This is a genomic window from Myxococcus sp. CA033 (assembly GCF_013336625.1).
In the GTDB taxonomy this organism is placed as follows: domain Bacteria; phylum Myxococcota; class Myxococcia; order Myxococcales; family Myxococcaceae; genus Myxococcus; species Myxococcus llanfairpwllgwyngyllgogerychwyrndrobwllllantysiliogogogochensis.
On the sequence record NZ_JABUMU010000097.1, the window covers coordinates 1 to 404 of the forward strand.

The 404-nt window shown below is 68.1% G+C and carries 1 protein-coding gene; it reads left to right on the forward strand.

The window, feature by feature from the left end; all coding sequences use genetic code 11:
- Window positions 1–14 precede the first annotated feature (14 nt).
- Window positions 15–404 (forward strand): bifunctional DNA primase/polymerase (locus tag HUA78_RS45800; protein WP_254624275.1); only part of this gene is annotated, 390 nt, incomplete at its 3' end.

The following is a 404-nucleotide window of genomic DNA, read 5'->3' on the forward strand; positions in this document are numbered from 1 at the left end:
TGGAAGCCGCCGCCCTGGAGTACGCGGGACGCGGCTGGCATGTCTTCCCCTGTTTCGAGCCCGTTCGCTCGCCCTCCGGCGCCCTCATCTGCGCTTGCCCCAAGGGAGCGGAATGCAGCCAAGCGGGTAAACACCCACGCACACGCAACGGAGTGAAGGACGCCACGACGGACGAGGCCCAAATCCGCGAGTGGTGGCAGCAGTGGCCGTTCGCCAATGTCGCCATCGCCACGGGGGCCCTCTCCGGCGTGGATGTTGTGGACGCGGACGCGAAGGCCGACGGAGTGGCGACCCTCGTGCAGTTGGAGGAAGAGCGAGGCGAGCTGCCCGATACCGTCACGGCCCGCACCAGTGGCGGCGGCTGTCACGTCTACTTCCGCCACGCAGGCATGGTGTCGAAGGCT